A 12,704-nucleotide genomic window follows, 5' to 3' on the forward strand; every position below is an offset into this window, starting at 1 on the left:
GCCATGCTCACCCTGGCGGCAATTCTGGTCGTCATCCTTGTCCGCGAAATCGCCCTTGTCTTCCAGCATCTCAAGCGTACCCTTCATCCGTCCGACCGCCCGGCTCAAAGCCATCTTGTTCACACGCTCGAAAGCCCGATTGTCCATGTCCCGCTTCCTGATCCTGCTCTGCCTCTGTTTCCTGCCCTTCCAGGCCCGCGCGGCCGAGATTGACCCGGACCGCCTGATCCGGCCCGAATTGCTCGGCAAGGCCGTCAAGGCGATGAGCCGGCATGCCGATCTCACCCATTCGCGCCAGCTGGTCGTGGTCGATTACAGCCTCCATTCCGCCAAGGAACGGCTCTTCATTGTCGATCTCGATACCGGCCTCGTCTCCGCCTACCGGACCACGCACGGCCGGGGCTCGGACAAGGATCATGACGGCTTCCTCGATGCCTTCTCCGATGTGCCCGGCTCCTCGGCGAGTCCGCAAGGCGCCTATCTCACGGCCGAGGAATATTACGGCAAGCATGGCCGCTCGCTGCGTCTCGATGGCCTCGACAAGACCAATGCCAATGCCCGTCGTCGCGCCATCGTCATCCATTCTGCCGCCTATGCCGAACCTGCGATGATCGACAACTATGGCAAGCTGGGGCGCTCGAATGGCTGCATCGCCTTTTCGCGCACCGACCTCGACACCTTCATGACCCTCGTCCCGCAAGGCACGCTGATATATGTCGGGCGTTAAGCCTCCCCGGAAAATACTTGTCACCCCCCATTCCCGGCCTAAAGTGCGCGGCTGGGGGACGAAAACATGCTGGCGGACGACATGTCTGATCATCTTGGGACAAATTGTGCGAGGCCGGACGCCTCGTGAAACTTCCATCCGTCCTGTCCCGTCTGCGACGCAAGCAAGCGCGTGTTGATACACCGCCTCTACCGCCCGCCGCGACTTCCCCGACAGTGCCACCCGCGGCGCCGCGCCCAGCCCCGCTGGAGCGGCTCAATCGCTGGCTGACCCTTGCCGCGAATGTCGGCGTCCTGCTGGGCCTTGTCGTCCTGATCGTGGAAGTTCGCCAGAACGCGGCTCTGACGCGCGCGGCGATGGACCAGCAGAAGAATGATTTGCTGGCCCAGATCGAGTTCAACATCGCCAGGCCGGAGATGTCGGTCATCTGGGTCAAGGCGATCCGTACGCCGGAAGCCTTGAGCGACACCGAGAACCAGGCGGTTGGCAGCGTCCTCGTCGCGATCATGCTGCAATGGGACCAGATGTTCATGATGCGCGATGCCGGGCTGATCTCCGACGAGCGCGTGCGCCAGCATATCGCGAACACCGCCCCCTTCTATTTCGGATCGCGGTTCGCCAAACACTGGTGGGCGCTGCAGGCTCCCGGCTGGGAAGGCACGGCCATGCAAAGGGACGCTGGCCCGATCATCGCCGCCCTCGATGAGGATTTCCTCGTCGGGTACCTGGACGCACTGAAAGTGCCGGCAGAAGCGGCGGCCGACGAAACAGATGAGGGGGCGCAGGAATGACGCTGGAACAGCTCTATTTCGTTGCCGGGATTATCTCTTCGGTTGCGGTGATTGCGTCGCTGATCTTCGTCGGTTTCCAGCTCAGACACTCTGCCGACCAGCAGCGCATCGCGGCGGCGGTTGGCTATTATGACATCTTCCGCGACCATATGAAGATCCTCAGCGAAGGCGGGATGGTCGATCTGTTCCTGCGGGGGCTGGACACAGATCCACAGGAGTTTGAGGCCGCTGAAAGGACGCGGCTCAACGTGTTCTACACAATGGTCACACGCGGCTATCAGGTGATGCATTACCAGGCCCGCAAGAAGGTCTTCGAGGAAGACTTCTGGCTGCATTCGCAAAACCATTTTCGCGACCATCTGGCTTCCAAATATTATCAGGGCTTCTGGAAGGCGCGCCGCCATCACTTCCCGCCCGGCTTCCGCGAGCTTGTCGACGGGCTGATCAAGGCCGGGCCGACCGCCCCATTGCTGGAGATGGAGCCATGACGCTCGAACAGATCGCCCTTATTGCACAGATCATTGGCGTGGCCGTTGTGGCTGGAACGCTTATTTACCTTGCATTGCAGGTTCATCAGGGCGCGCAGCAGATGCGCTCCGAAAGTCGCCAGGCGCAGCTCACCTATGACCAGACCGGCGTCTACAAATTCGTCGACTTCCCCGAACTGGGCCGCATTTTTTCGCAAACCGAAACACCGAGCTTCGAGGAGAAGACCAAGCTGTTTTTCTGGATGATCGGCCAGATGCGGGCGCGCGAGTATGAATGGCTGCAATACCAGAACGGCGCGATCACGAAAGAATCGTGGGAGACGTATCAGGGCGTCATCTATTTCGTCCTTGGCACGCCGCGCGGACGGGCCCTGTGGCAGCTCTGCCGGGGCTATTTCAATGCGGGGTTCGCGGACATGGTCGACGGCATGGTGAATGATACGCCGCCGATTGATCTCTGGGACCAGCTGCAGGCTGTGGAGTAGACGGGCATGATCCTCCGCCGCCTGACCAAGCATGTAAAAGACCAGAACTGGTTCGCGGTGGGGCTGGATTTCGTCATTGTGGTGACGGGTGTGTTCATCGGCCTGCAGGCGTCGAACTGGAACGACGATCGCGAAACGCGCCAGCGCGCGGCCGTGTTCAGCGAGCGCCTGACGCAGGACCTGCGCTATGAAGCTTGGGCCTATGAATACCTGATCGCCTACAATCGGGACGTCCGCGCCGGAGCGAAGGCTGCGATCGACGCACTGTCGGGCACGGGGCCCTTGTCTGATGAGCAATTCCTGGTCAGCGCCTATCGCGCGACCCAGTACAAATACATGGACCGGAACCGTGCGACGTTTGACGAGCTGATCTCGACTGGCGATATCGGGCTGATCGCGAGTGATAAGCTTCGAGCGACGGCCGTCTCTATCTACACGACGACGCTGATCGATGTGATTGCCGACGAGGGGCGTGAGGCGCCCATAAGGACACTGTTCCGGCGCAGCGTGCCTGCCGATGTCCAGCAGGCGCTGCTTGAAAAGTGCGGCGACCGGTTCGCACCGACTGGCGACTATGATGCGATCATCGGCTCGCTGGCCTATCCATGCGAACTGGGGCTTGCGCCGGATGCCATCGCCGCTGCCGCCACGCTGTTACGCACTGACGCAGGAATTGTGGAAGCGCTGCAGATCCGCTTCGCCGACCTGGAAACCGCGATCACCGATCTCGAAACCGTCAATGCGGACACGCTAAAAAGTCTCCGCACCATCGCAGGCAGAAACCCATGATCCTCCGCCGCCTGACCAAACATGTAAAAGATCAGAACTGGTTCGCGGTGGCGCTCGATTTCCTCATCGTCGTGGTCGGGGTGTTCATCGGTATTCAGGTCGCAAACTGGAATGATGCGCGCGCAGACAGGGGACAGGCGGCTGATTTGATGACCCGGATAGTGTCTGAGGCCACCACAGCGCGCAGCGAAATGTCGCGTTATATAGAGGTCCATCAGGGGATCAGCGATGATGCTGCCCGGTTCGCCTTGGCGCTCAGGGACAAAGACTCCTGCATGGCCATGGGGAACGAACTGACGATCCTGATTATCAGTATCGCGGATTTTCCGCCGCCACGGTTTTCCCTGGCAAACGCTGAGCAAGCGCTGAATACAGGCAGTCTGTCGCTTATCCGGTCGACCAGTATCCGCGCCAATATTCAGACCATGGCGGATGAAATGGGTTTCGTCGATCGCCAGTGGCAACGCTATATCCGCGTAAAACAGGACGCCAATCGGGAAGCGCAAAGAGTGGCCGGGGTTTCGTTGACCGGGCGCAGCGAAATCGTGGTGGTCCCCATGGGTGGCTACGATCCCGACAGCTATGAATTGCTGACCCCCGGAAAGATTTGCGGGAATACCGAAATCATCGGTCTCGCCGCCAATGTGGCAGTCTTGCAGGCCATCTATGTTGACTATCTGGCACAGGTTGAGAGCGCACTCGACGACTATCTCGCGACTCTCAGTGAGGAGACCAGCACATGATCCTCCGCCGCCTGACAGACGCCCTGCGCAAGCAGGACTGGTTCACCGTTGTGATCGAAACGCTGATCGTGGTCCTCGGTGTCTTCCTCGGCCTTCAGGTCAATAACTGGAATGAGGCGCGCGGCGAGCGGTCCATGGAGCGCCAGTACATCTTGCGTCTGCATAGCGACATGCAGCGAAGCGCTGAAGCCATCCGGAGTTCGGGCTCGTTCCTGGCACGTCAGGTCGAGAATGAAGGTGTTCTTCTGTCCAGCCTCGCCACTTGCGAAATAGCCGAAACAGATCGGCAGGCGGTGGTCGCGGCGCTCGGTTCGCTGGGAAAGTACAATTTTGCGGTTGTCGACAGGGAGCTGGTGGACCAGCTGCGGGCATCCGGCCAGTTCGAAGTGATCTCAAACCCCGACGTCCGTGAGGCCATAAATCTGATGTCTCAGGAATCCGACGGCCAGCTACGCGTCGAACCCCAATGGCTCGAACACGCCGCACCGTGGACCAGTTATGCGCGGCGCTTCTACTATTTTGACAGTCCGGAAGGCGTCGATTCCGGGCGTTGGGAACGTTGGGAGAATCTGGAATTCGAGCTGGAACGTGCCTGTCAGGACTTCGAATTTCTTTCAGCCGTGGGCAATACACGCGAAGCCACGCGCAACCTCTACCACTGGAACAACGCCGTCCTTGACCGTGTCGACGAGGCCGAACAGGCGCTCGCGCAAGAAATCGGCGCGCGCGGATGGGACATAGCGAAATGATCCTCCGCCGCCTCTCCACCGCGCTACGCAAGCAGGACTGGTTCACCGTCGCGGTGGAGACGCTGATCGTCATGTTCGGTGTGTTTCTCGGCCTTCAGGTCAATAACTGGAATGGCGCGCGGGCAGACCGGGAGCTGGGTGACCAATACACAATTCGTCTGGTCGCCGACCTTGAACAGGACCTGGCCGACAATCTGGTTCTGCTCGCCTATTATGATCAGGTGCTCGCCAGTGTCGTGGAGGCCGATCGGCTGTTGGCCAGCCCTGATGCAAACCCGAAGGACCTCGTTGCCGCCGCTTACCGGGCGAGCGAGTTCAGCAACAATCCGACCGACCGGGCGACGTGGGATCAGATCGTCTCTTCCGGGCATCTCGGCCTGCTGCCAAGCCAGGAGGTGGCGGATGGATTGTCCGAATATTACAAGTTTCAGGATCTGAACGACGAGACCAATAGCCTGCTGCAGGGCACGCCCTACAGGTTTGCAGTCCGGGCACTCATTCCGCTGCCCCTCCAGCTGGCGATCAGGGAAGGGTGCAGTGACACGGTCGGCGAAGCCGGCACCATTACCGGCTTTGTGGAGGAGTGTCGTATAGATGTGGATGAGGCCCTGCTCGAGGCAACGGCGCATGAACTGAAATCTTCGCCGTCAATTCGGGAAGCCTTGCGCCACCAGTATTCCATGGTTGCCACCGTGCGCAACAATATTGGCGGAAACATCGCCAGCCTCGAAGTCGTGATCGACGGGCTTCGCAATGACGGGGTCGCCCCATGATCCTCCGCCGTCTCACCAATGCGATCCGCAGGCGGGACTGGTTCACGGTCGTCATCGAAACGCTGATCGTCGTGCTGGGTGTCTTCCTCGGTCTGCAGGTGAACAACTGGAACGTGGTGCGCGGCAACCGGGTCGCCGAGGCCGATTTCATGGAACGCCTGCACCCTGATATTGTCAGGGTTGAGCAATCGTCAGAGCGCGTTCGTGCGCGCAGGGTGTCTGTCGTTGATGATCTTCGCTCAGCGACCGAAGTCATTTTTGACGTTGTTGAGCGAGACCGGCTGACTCAAGCCGAATGCATGGCGATCGCCACATCTCATTACTACAATATCAATGTCCTCAGTTTGCCCTCGGTCACGGAGCTGACAAATGCCGGGCGGCTTTCCATTATCAGGGATCCGGCGCTACGCGCAGCACTTGTTGACTATGAGCAACGCGTTGAAGCGCTTCTAGCCTATATCGAGAAAGATCACGCCCTGGCGAATAATTTGCTGATGCTCAGACCAGAGCTTGTAAAGGTTCAACCGGTCTTTGACGCCGAGCTGGGCGAAATGCAGACACGACCCGACTGCGATTTGGAAGCTATGAGAGAGGATCGAGCCTTTCTGAATGCGGTGGCCGAAAACCTTGACGCCTATGACGCTTACCTGCGCGACGGTTTGCTGCCATGGGACGCCCAGCTCGCTGAGATTCATCGCCTGATCGACACCGCACTTGAGATAACACATGAGGCGGCGCAATAGACGCCAGCGCCGATGAATTGGCCGAAGGCGTTCGCGCGCTGCGAAGCGTTCCGGATAGTCTCAAGGCGCTGAAGCTTCGCAATGCGCAAGTCGACGGCCGAGTAACTGACCTTGTGACCACCGTTGAAACATTTGGCATGAACGAAATATTTGCCAGGGACATCGCCCCGTGACCCCGCGCCGGGGTGCTTGAGGGCTCTCCTCCAACATTACCCAAACTTCACGCTTCACGAAGGCGTGAGCCGCTTGGACCCGGCCAGCCTGCTACCTATATCTGGTTGGAGAGAGAGGTTTGCGTTCGCTGCGTTTGTCCCCCTCCCCCCCAGAGTAATGCAGCGAACCGCCCGTCATGCCATTTACAGTTCTCCCCCTACTGGTGGCATGGCGGGCATACTCTCTGATCTCTCCCGCCCGCAGATGCCCGCAATCTGCCCGGGATCGCCCGCATCATCCGATAGCGCACCCACGCCCTTGCTTTCACGGTAGTCTCTAGTAGACCGCCGCGCATGCTTACCATTTCAAATCTCGATTTTCAGGTCGAAGCCCGGCCCCTGTTTGAATCTGCCACGGCGCAGATCTCGGCCGGCTGGAAAGTCGGCCTTGTGGGCCGCAACGGCACGGGCAAATCCACCCTGCTGCGCCTGATCCGCGAGGATGTGGAAAACCCGCGCAATGACAGCGCCATCCGCCTGAATACCGGCGCCCGGCTCGGCTGGGTTGCGCAGGAGGTCGCCGCCAGCGACGAGACCATTCTCGACGTCGTGCTGGCCGCCGACACAGAGCGCCACGCCCTGATGCAGGAATCCGAGACCGCGACCGACCCGGACCGCATCGGCGAAATCCATGAGCGCCTGCTCGACATTGATGCCTGGACCGCCGAAGCGCGCGCCGCCGAAGTGCTGAACGGCCTCGGCTTCACCACTGAAGACCTTGGCCGCGCCACGAAAGAATTCTCCGGCGGCTGGCGTATGCGCGCGGCGATTGCCGGTGTCCTGTTCTCCCAGCCGGATTTCCTGCTGCTCGATGAGCCGACCAACTATCTCGACCTTGAAGGCGCGGCCTGGCTCGAAACCTATATCAAGAAATATCCGTACACCGTCCTGATCGTGTCGCACGACCGCGAGCTGCTGAACCGCTGTGTCACGCACACAATGGCGCTGGAGCATCGCAAGCTCTCAATCACGCCGGGCGGCTATGATGACTGGCTGAAACTGCGCGCGGCCAAGCTCGCCCAGCTGGAATCCCAGAAAGCCAAGCAGGACAAGGACCGCGAACATCTGCAGGCCTTCGTGGACAGGTTCCGCGCCAAGGCCTCCAAGGCCCGCCAGGCCCAGTCGCGCATCAAGATGCTGGAAAAGATGCAGGACATCTCCATCCCGGTGGGTGACCGCACGACGCCATTCCACTTTGCCCCGCCAAAGGACAAGCTCGCCCCACCCATGCTGGAGCTGCGCAATGCCACCCTCGGCTATGGCGAGGACGCAGTCATCCTCGACAAGGTCAACCTTCGTCTGGACCCGGACGACCGTATCGCGATTGTCGGCGCAAACGGACAAGGCAAGACGACGCTGGTCAAATCCATCGGCGAACGCCTCTCGCTGATTGGCGGCGACCGGGTCGTGCCCAAGGCCGTGCGCATCGGCTATTTCTCGCAGGACCAGCTCGACGAACTCTCCGAAGGTGACAGCGTTCTGATGCACGTCCAGCGCATCATGCCGCCCGGCACACCGCCAGCGCGAGTCCATGCAGCTGCCGCTGCGATGGGCTTCAGCCACGAGAAAGTGGAAACCAATGTCGAGAAGCTGTCGGGTGGCGAAAAGGTGCGCCTCCTGCTCGGCCTGATGTCATCGGCCGCGCCGCACATCCTGATCCTCGACGAGCCGACGTCCCACCTCGACATCGACAGCCGCGAAGCGCTGATCTACGCACTGAACGAATTCCCCGGCGCGGTCCTGCTCATCACCCACGATGTCTACCTTGCCGAGGCCACGGCCGACCGGCTCTGGCTGGTCAATAATGGCCGCGCCGCGCCCTATGATGGCGACCTTGCCGACTATCGCGCCCTCGTCATGAAGGCCGACCGCGACGACACCAAGGGGGCCAAGCCTGCCAAACAGGCCAAGCCGGCTGCTCCGAAGGAGATCACTCCCGAAGAGAAGAAACGCCTCAGCGCCCTCAAGAAAACAGCCCGCGACGCCGAAGACCGGCTCGAAAAGGCGAACACCGCCATTGCGAAGATCGACGCCAAGCTCGCCAGCGGCACACCTCCTGCGGACGAACTGGAAAAGCTCCTGAAAGACCGCGCAAAGCATGCCAGCGCAGCCGAAACCGCCGAAACCGAATGGATGGACGCTGCGGAAGAGCTTGAATTGGCGAGCTCATAAGGGACGGCCTCCTGAGTACGCGACCTGCAACAGCCGCATCAGTACCAGATATGACCGGCACGCAAAATACGCCGCCCTCTGACTATTTTTATTTGACTACGGACCGTCTTTTGCTTGCCTCGGACGTTAACCAACATTAACCTGTTGTCATGGTGGCGGTGGGGCCACTGACGAGCGCGCAGGCGCTCTTTCGTCTTGGAGACAGATAATGAACATCAAGGGACTACTTTTGTCAGCAGCGCTGACGGCTTTCGCGACTCCGGCACTGGCGCAATTGAACGCATACGAAGATTATACGATCAGCGATACCGTGTGGGAGATCGCGACAATCAAGGTCGATTCCAATATGGGGGACTATTACCTCGAAGGCATCAAATCCACATGGGTTGAATCCAATGACGTGGCCAAATCACTCGGCCATATTGAAGACTACACCATCATGGTCAGCGCCATGCCGGACAGTGGACACTTCAACATCCTCCTCGGCGTGAAGTATGCGAGCATGGCAGATATCGGCCCTTCGAGGGAAAAATATGATGCGTTCATGGCGGCCTGGGGTGAAGCCAATCAGGATAGTTCACGCGAGACATCGAAGACATATCCCGAACTCCGCAAGATTACGGGTCAATATCTGATGCATGAACTCACCATGCTGGACTCCAGCAGCGAGTAAATCCTGGTCTGAGGCCCGCTTGTCTTTCGGCAGCCGGGCCTCACCTGTCACAAAATCCGTCCCTGTCTCGTCTGACTCCTGAAACAGGGAGTTATGAACATGTGGAGACTGTGCCTGATCGCCATTGCGGCGTTTCATTTTGCCAATGGACTGGTGATGTGGTTTGCGCCGCATTTCTGGTACGAAGCCGTCCCCGGCGTTGCGATGATGGGGCCATTCAACCTCCACTTTATCCGCGACATCGCCCTGGTCTTCGGCATGAGCGCCGGGGCGCTCGCCTATGGCGCCTATGCGCGTAGCCGGGCCGCCGCCATCATCGGCGCGACATGGCCGGCCCTGCATGCGCTCTTCCATATCTGGATCTGGATCAGCCGCGGCTTTCCGCTGGATCATGTCGCTTCCTCCAATCTCACCGCCATCCAGCTGCCGGCCTGGCTCGCCCTCGCCGCCGCGCTCAATTTTGCCCGCAAGGAGGCCGCCCGATGATCCGCAAATTCTTCCATGCTCAGGCGCGCAAGATGCAGCGCGCTTTCAACTATGACACCAGCTATATGCACGAGATCATCGACATCTCGCCCGGCGCGGCCTGGGGCCTGTCCCGCTTGCCCGCCTTCTACAAATATCGCGGCGCGCCCGCCGGACAAATCCCGTGGACCGGCGCATTGCTCGCCTCCACGCTTGACGGCGATTGCGGGCCTTGCGCCCAACTGGTCGTCGACATGGCGCTGGCGGGGGGGGCAGATGCTGACGCCCTGCAGGCCTGCGCCGAAGGCCGCCCGCTGGAGGCTGGCGCGATGGGGCTCGGCTACCGCTTTGCCAAGGCCGCCATATCTGGTGATCCGGTGGCGGATGATCTGCGCGGCGAGATCATCTCCGAATTCGGGGAGCAGGCCGCCCTCTCCTGTGCCTTCGCCGCCGCCTCCGGCCGGATCTATCCCGTGCTCAAGCGCGGCATGGGCCATGGCAAGGCCTGCCAGAGGCTGGACTTTGCCGGCAAAGAAGTGATCCTCCCCGCATGAGCGCCGACACCGCCATTTTCGAGGCCGAACGACCCGGCCTGACTGCCCTGTGCTATCGCATGCTGGGCGAGCGGGCTGGCGCGGAAGACGCTGTACAGGACACATGGCTGCGCTGGCAGCGGACAGACCGCACGCGCATCGAGAACCCCCGCGCCTGGCTGCGTCGCACCGCCGCCCGCATAGCCATCGACGCGCTGCGCTCGGCTCGCGCACGCCGGGAAACCTATCCCGGCCCGTGGCTGCCCGAACCCATTGTCGAGTCTCCCTCGCTTGGCGTCGAGGAGAAATTCGCCCTCGCCCAGGAATGCGAGCTCGCCTTGCTGTGGGCGATGGAGCGATTGTCGGAAACCGAGCGCGCCGCCTTCATCCTGCGTGAAGCCTTCGACGCCGGCTATGACGAAATTGCCGCCGTCACAGGCAAGTCCGAAGCCGCCTGCCGCCAACTGGTCAGCCGCGCCCACAAACGCCTGCAGGAGAGCGGCCCGCGCTTTGACGCCGCCCCGTCTGAAGTCGCGGACCTCCTCCAGCGCTTCATGGCCGCCGCCGCTGCACAGGACCATGCCGCCGTGCTTGGCCTGCTCGCGCCAGAGGCCACCGCCTACACCGATGGCGGCCGCAAGGCCCGCGCCGCACTACGTCCGCTGCGCGGACCGGCTGACATTGTTCAGGTCTTGATGGCCGTGATGATGAAGGATGCCAAGTCTGACGCTACATGGACCATGGAGCCCGCTCTTGCCAATGGCGCCCCGGCGCTCCTCCGCAGACTGAACGGAAAGGTCGATCTCGTCCTCACCCTCGCCCCGGACACAACCGGCCGCATCGCCTGGCTCTACGCCATGCGCAACCCGGATAAACTGCCCGCTAATTGAGGCCGAGCGCCGAGATGTTCACGCCCTGCGCCGCCAGCCCGCCCAGCACGTTTTCCTGTGTGCGCTCCAGATTATGATTGCGGGCGCTGTCGCGCAGGGCCGTCAGATCCGCTTTATTCAGCCAGACTCCGGCTCGGATCAGGGCCTCAGGCGAGTGCAGGCAGGATATGTCCGCCAGCGGATCACAGGCATAAAGCACCAGGTCCGCCGCGCAGCCTTCAAGCGCGCAGCCGTCCAGACCTTTGCGTTCCAACACCTGAGCGGGCGCATCCGTCGCCGCCTTCAGCGCGTCAAACGGCGTCAGCCCCGCCGCCACCATCAGCTCCAATTCCTCGACCAGCGACAGGCCCGGCACATTGGTGAAGATCCCGGCATCGCTGCCTGCGACCAGCGTGACGCCCGCCGTGTTCAGCCATCTGGTCATGCGCAGGTGAAACGCATCCCGCTCTGCGGTGGGCCCTGTCGGTGCGCCTGACCAGTATTCGTACATGTCCGTTTCAGTGGCCTGCACCAACGGATTCAACAGGTCCGTCTCCGGACGGATCAGCGCCGCGCCTTGCGTGTCTGCCACACGCCAGAGATTGTGAAAGGCCAGCAGCGTCGGCGTGACCGGCACGCCAGCCTCGGCGATCTGACCGGCCAGCGCCTGCGCGGCAACCGCATCTTCCCGATCGCTCAACCCATGCCAGACAAGCGACTCCACATGCTCGATCGTCTCGAACCCATCATTCAGCACCTCATCGAACGCAATGTCGAACGGCGCTTCAAATGGCACGCCCGGCCCGCGCACGCCTTCCGGCGTATGGCCCGTCACGATCATCCCCCGCGCATCCGCCTCTTGCAGCACGGCGTCATAGGCTTCACGGGTCAAATTCGAATACACTTTCAACCGCGTGAAGCCCTGCTCGGCCTGCCACGCTACCGCTGCGCGCGCCTCCTCCTCGGTCTCGACCAATTGGTGGTTCACCTGCGCATTCGGGCCGGCGCTGTTGAGGATCGGCCCAGTGGTGACCAGGTGCGGCCCAAGCACACTCCTCGCCTCAATCTGTTCGGCCAAGGTCAGGTGAAAGGGCAGGCCCGACATGTTGCGCACCCGCGTCACGCCCCAGGAGAGATACGCGCCAAGCTCCGCCTCATCCCAGATATGGACATGCATGTCCGTCAGGCCGGGGATCATGGTTAGCCCGCTGGCATCCTGCTCAGCGTCCGCAATCAGGCCCTCCCGCGTATCAGCCACGGCGATAATCGCGCCCTCATCCACCAGCACGAATACATCTTCGCGTACGTCTGGCGCCTCGCCCGAAAAGTCGACCACTCTTACATGCGAGATCAGCAGATCGCCGTCCAGCGTCGGGGTGGCAGGCTGGGTGGCACAGGCCGTCAACAGTGCGCCAAACACCAAGCTTGCCCGGCCTGCCCATTTGCGCGCGTTTGATCGGAACACCTCGGACACAGATTTGCGCATGATCCG

The 12,704-nt window shown here is 61.2% G+C and carries 15 protein-coding genes; 14 read left to right on the forward strand and 1 reads right to left on the reverse strand.

The annotated features are described in order from the left end of the window. Positions 1–145 precede the first annotated feature (145 nt). The 14 genes from B2344_RS14900 (at position 146) to sigJ (ending at position 11,233) form a co-directional block, all read left to right on the forward strand. Complete coding sequence (locus B2344_RS14900; RefSeq protein ID WP_290485502.1) at positions 146–727, forward strand: murein L,D-transpeptidase catalytic domain family protein; 582 nt, start codon at positions 146–148, stop codon at positions 725–727. A gap of 125 nt (positions 728–852) precedes the next feature. Next, positions 853–1,518 carry a hypothetical protein gene (locus B2344_RS14905; protein ID WP_290485503.1) on the forward strand — a complete coding sequence of 222 codons (666 nt, stop codon included), beginning with the start codon at positions 853–855 and terminating at the stop codon, positions 1,516–1,518. After that, a complete protein-coding gene (locus tag B2344_RS14910; RefSeq protein ID WP_290485504.1) occupies positions 1,515–2,006 on the forward strand; it encodes a hypothetical protein in 492 nt (163 codons plus the stop codon). The genes B2344_RS14905 and B2344_RS14910 overlap by 4 nt, the downstream gene beginning before the upstream one ends. Further along, positions 2,003–2,491, forward strand: a complete 489-nt coding sequence (locus tag B2344_RS14915; protein ID WP_290485505.1) for a hypothetical protein — start codon at positions 2,003–2,005, stop codon at positions 2,489–2,491. The genes B2344_RS14910 and B2344_RS14915 overlap by 4 nt, the downstream gene beginning before the upstream one ends. A 6-nt stretch (positions 2,492–2,497) precedes the next feature. Beyond that, complete coding sequence (locus B2344_RS14920) at positions 2,498–3,280, forward strand: hypothetical protein (RefSeq protein WP_290485506.1); 783 nt, start codon at positions 2,498–2,500, stop codon at positions 3,278–3,280. Continuing rightward, entirely contained in the window at positions 3,277–4,023 is a 747-nt protein-coding gene (locus B2344_RS14925) for a hypothetical protein (RefSeq protein WP_290485507.1), read from the forward strand. The genes B2344_RS14920 and B2344_RS14925 overlap by 4 nt, the downstream gene beginning before the upstream one ends. Next, positions 4,020–4,772 (forward strand): hypothetical protein, encoded by a 753-nt coding sequence (locus tag B2344_RS14930; RefSeq protein WP_290485508.1) that lies wholly within the window; start codon positions 4,020–4,022, stop codon positions 4,770–4,772. Before B2344_RS14925 ends, B2344_RS14930 begins: the two co-directional genes overlap by 4 nt. Next, the gene (locus B2344_RS14935; RefSeq protein ID WP_290485509.1) at positions 4,769–5,545 is read left to right on the forward strand and encodes a hypothetical protein; all 777 of its coding nucleotides are present in this window, start codon (positions 4,769–4,771) and stop codon (positions 5,543–5,545) included. The genes B2344_RS14930 and B2344_RS14935 overlap by 4 nt, the downstream gene beginning before the upstream one ends. Further along, positions 5,542–6,288, forward strand: a complete 747-nt coding sequence (locus B2344_RS14940) for a hypothetical protein (protein WP_206992729.1) — start codon at positions 5,542–5,544, stop codon at positions 6,286–6,288. Before B2344_RS14935 ends, B2344_RS14940 begins: the two co-directional genes overlap by 4 nt. Before the next feature lie 506 nt (positions 6,289–6,794). Further along, positions 6,795–8,672 carry an ATP-binding cassette domain-containing protein gene (locus B2344_RS14945; RefSeq protein ID WP_290485510.1) on the forward strand — a complete coding sequence of 626 codons (1,878 nt, stop codon included), beginning with the start codon at positions 6,795–6,797 and terminating at the stop codon, positions 8,670–8,672. Between the two features lie 208 nt (positions 8,673–8,880). Continuing rightward, positions 8,881–9,345, forward strand: coding sequence for a hypothetical protein (locus tag B2344_RS14950; protein WP_206992727.1), 465 nt, complete (start codon positions 8,881–8,883; stop codon positions 9,343–9,345). A gap of 93 nt (positions 9,346–9,438) precedes the next feature. Next, the gene (locus B2344_RS14955; protein ID WP_290485511.1) at positions 9,439–9,831 is read left to right on the forward strand and encodes a hypothetical protein; all 393 of its coding nucleotides are present in this window, start codon (positions 9,439–9,441) and stop codon (positions 9,829–9,831) included. Beyond that, positions 9,828–10,364: a hypothetical protein gene (locus tag B2344_RS14960; RefSeq protein ID WP_290485512.1), complete on the forward strand. Its 537-nt coding sequence runs from the start codon at positions 9,828–9,830 to the stop codon at positions 10,362–10,364. The genes B2344_RS14955 and B2344_RS14960 overlap by 4 nt, the downstream gene beginning before the upstream one ends. Then, a complete protein-coding gene (sigJ, locus tag B2344_RS14965) occupies positions 10,361–11,233 on the forward strand; it encodes an RNA polymerase sigma factor SigJ (RefSeq protein WP_290485513.1) in 873 nt (290 codons plus the stop codon). Before B2344_RS14960 ends, sigJ begins: the two co-directional genes overlap by 4 nt. Here the strand turns inward: sigJ and B2344_RS14970 are convergent. Further along, positions 11,226–12,698 carry an amidohydrolase family protein gene (locus B2344_RS14970; RefSeq protein ID WP_290485514.1) on the reverse strand — a complete coding sequence of 491 codons (1,473 nt, stop codon included), beginning with the start codon at positions 12,696–12,698 and terminating at the stop codon, positions 11,226–11,228. The two genes, sigJ and B2344_RS14970, sit on opposite strands and share 8 nt — an antisense overlap. Between the last annotated feature and the right edge of the window lie 6 nt (positions 12,699–12,704).

Origin of the sequence: Hyphomonas sp. UBA3195, from assembly GCF_002366485.1 — a bacterium.
GTDB lineage: Bacteria > Pseudomonadota > Alphaproteobacteria > Caulobacterales > Hyphomonadaceae > Hyphomonas.

Excerpts from the sequence above, each read along its gene's own strand:
- B2344_RS14970 (WP_290485514.1), bottom strand. The coding sequence starts at position 12,698 with ATGCGCAAATCTGTGTCCGAGGTGTTCCGATCAAACGCGCGCAAATGG.
- B2344_RS14955 (WP_290485511.1), top strand. The coding sequence starts at position 9,439 with ATGAACATGTGGAGACTGTGCCTGATCGCCATTGCGGCGTTTCATTTT.
- B2344_RS14945 (WP_290485510.1), top strand. The coding sequence starts at position 6,795 with ATGCTTACCATTTCAAATCTCGATTTTCAGGTCGAAGCCCGGCCCCTG.
- B2344_RS14930 (WP_290485508.1), top strand. The coding sequence starts at position 4,020 with ATGATCCTCCGCCGCCTGACAGACGCCCTGCGCAAGCAGGACTGGTTC.
- B2344_RS14960 (WP_290485512.1), top strand. The coding sequence starts at position 9,828 with ATGATCCGCAAATTCTTCCATGCTCAGGCGCGCAAGATGCAGCGCGCT.
- B2344_RS14940 (WP_206992729.1), top strand. The coding sequence starts at position 5,542 with ATGATCCTCCGCCGTCTCACCAATGCGATCCGCAGGCGGGACTGGTTC.
- sigJ (WP_290485513.1), top strand. The coding sequence starts at position 10,361 with ATGAGCGCCGACACCGCCATTTTCGAGGCCGAACGACCCGGCCTGACT.
- B2344_RS14900 (WP_290485502.1), top strand. The coding sequence starts at position 146 with ATGTCCCGCTTCCTGATCCTGCTCTGCCTCTGTTTCCTGCCCTTCCAG.
- B2344_RS14950 (WP_206992727.1), top strand. The coding sequence starts at position 8,881 with ATGAACATCAAGGGACTACTTTTGTCAGCAGCGCTGACGGCTTTCGCG.
- B2344_RS14915 (WP_290485505.1), top strand. The coding sequence starts at position 2,003 with ATGACGCTCGAACAGATCGCCCTTATTGCACAGATCATTGGCGTGGCC.
- B2344_RS14925 (WP_290485507.1), top strand. The coding sequence starts at position 3,277 with ATGATCCTCCGCCGCCTGACCAAACATGTAAAAGATCAGAACTGGTTC.
- B2344_RS14920 (WP_290485506.1), top strand. The coding sequence starts at position 2,498 with ATGATCCTCCGCCGCCTGACCAAGCATGTAAAAGACCAGAACTGGTTC.
- B2344_RS14935 (WP_290485509.1), top strand. The coding sequence starts at position 4,769 with ATGATCCTCCGCCGCCTCTCCACCGCGCTACGCAAGCAGGACTGGTTC.
- B2344_RS14910 (WP_290485504.1), top strand. The coding sequence starts at position 1,515 with ATGACGCTGGAACAGCTCTATTTCGTTGCCGGGATTATCTCTTCGGTT.